General features: G+C 69.2%; 1 protein-coding gene. It reads left to right on the top strand.

What is annotated here, in order from left to right; genetic code table 11:
- Positions 1–776: 776 nt before the first annotated feature.
- The gene (locus FV228_RS27505) at positions 777–1,877 is read left to right on the top strand and encodes a replication protein RepA (RefSeq protein ID WP_147857408.1); all 1,101 of its coding nucleotides are present in this window, start codon (positions 777–779) and stop codon (positions 1,875–1,877) included.
- Positions 1,878–2,156: the final 279 nt, after the last annotated feature.

Here is a 2,156-nt window from a genome sequence, read left to right as displayed (position 1 = left end):
GGGCGGGCCGCCCGGGCGGCCGTCGTTGCGGCGGCCGGTCATCGGAACGCGATCGGGGAGGGGAGCATCGGCGCGGCCTTTCGAGAATGGGTCGGCCCGAGAAACCGGGCGGCACAGCCCACGTCAACCCGAAGCCGTCGGAAACATCGGGTCCGGAGCGACCCAGACCCGGATTCCCTGAACGCCGACCTCTCCCCGGGCGCTCCGGTCTGTGGATGGATCCGGGATATTCCCTTCAAACCATGTGCATGTCGACGGAACCGAGTGTGTTCTTCAGACCGAACGATCGCCGCGTTAAGTAGGAAGATTATCAAGAGGGAATCTTTCAGAGAGTCAGTTCGGAAGACTATATGGGATGGCGAATTCATCATCCCGATCAGAGGGTTGGGCCTGGTTTTCGTATCCGACTCTGCGTGGGTGCGCATGCGACTCTGCGCGACGGCGTATCGGAGTCTGCGCGGATCCGGCCGGTGGGTGCATTGGATTCTGCGCGGTTGCGTATCGGATTCGGCGCGGATTCCGGCCCGGACCGGTGGAATGCGGGGATAGAAACCCGAGGCCCGGGCGTATCGAACTCTGCGTGGGCCCAGACCCCCGATCCGTGCGTATGCAACTCTGCGCCGCGCAGGCCCGCGAGAGCCCCGGGGAACCGTGGATTGCCGGGACAAGCCGGATCGGACCGGAGCCCCGGCCGGCGAATCGTGGCATGGCAGGATCGGGCCGCCCCTCCGCCTGCCGGGGGGACGGGTTCCGCGTGCGGCTCGGGCTGAGGGGCGATGGGCATCGAGGAGAAAATCGCCGGGATCCACGACGCGGACCTGCGGGCCGAGATCGAGGCGGCGCGCGGCGGCTTCCTGTTCGCCCAGATCGTCGAGCACGTGCTGCATCGCCAGCGCGAGCGCGACGCGCAGGCCGCCGTTCTCGGGGCGCAGGAACTCCGCCGGGCCCAGCTGTCGCGCGACCAGCGCCGACGCGACGCGGTCCGCCTGGTGATCGAGAACGAGCCGGCCCTGCCGTCGAGCCTGCAGCACATCCACTCGGTGCTGGCGCTGTGCGGCCTGCCCTATCGCGATCCCGGTCCGGTGCGCGAATTCTCCCGCACCTACGGGCGCAACTCGCTCAGCCTGATGGCCGGGCGGATCAAGGATCCGGAGACCGGCGCCTTCGCGCCGCAGGGGCTGCCCTACGGGCCGAAGGCCAGGCTGGTTCTGCTGCACCTCTGCACCGAGGCGGTGCGCCAGCGCAGCCCGACCGTGAAGGTCGCCGAGACGCTCTCGGGCTTCATGCGCGAGATGGGGTTTGCCGTCACGGGCGGCGAGCGCGGCACCATCCGGCAGTTCAAGGAGCAGCTGAACCGGCTGGCCGCCTGCACCATGCAGATCGGCCTCTGGGACGGGCGCGACAGCGCCACCACCCTCAACGTGCCGCCGTTCCGCAGCCTCGAATTGTGGCGTCCGCGCGCCGGCGAGGGCGACGAGGAGGCGGGGCGGACGGTCCGCTTCGACCTGGAATTCTACGAGACGCTGATCAAGCACGCGCTCCCCGTGGACGTGCGGGCGGCCCGGGCCTTCTCGGGCTCGGCGCGCAAGCTCGACCTGCTGTTCTGGACCGGCTACCGGCTGCGGTCCCTGCAGCGCCCGCTGCGGCTGACCTGGAGCAACCTGCACGCGCAGTTCGGGGCCGAGAACGCCTCGATCCGCAGCTTCCGGCAGGCCTTCAAGGCCGATCTGGCGCATCTGCGCGAGGTGTTTCCGCGCCTGCCGCTCGTGCTCGACGACGGCGGCCTGACCCTGCACCCGGCCGATCCCAGTGCACTGCTGGTGCCGCCGCGCCCGGCCTCCGTGAAGGGAATGCGGGGAGGCCAGAAGGGAATGTGATCCGTTCCCTTCGTTCCGCGCGGTGGGAATATCACCCCGGCGCGGCGTTTCGGAAAGAATGTTCCCAACACAGACGGAATGAGCTAGATGTTCCGTTCGGCTGAAGGGAACACCGGATGGGTCTGTCGGAACAGGATATCGAGGCCCGGCTCTCCGCATTGCGGCGCCAGCGTGAGGCGATCGACCGGGAGATCGCCGACCTCGTCCTCTACCTGGAACTCGGCCGGCGCCTGAGCGGTGCGCAGGGCGGCCCGGCCGTCGCCGGGCCCGGGCGGGGGG

The organism is Methylobacterium sp. WL18, from assembly GCF_008040015.1.
Lineage (GTDB): Bacteria > Pseudomonadota > Alphaproteobacteria > Rhizobiales > Beijerinckiaceae > Methylobacterium > Methylobacterium mesophilicum.
This window is presented reverse-complemented; position numbering and strand designations above follow the sequence as displayed.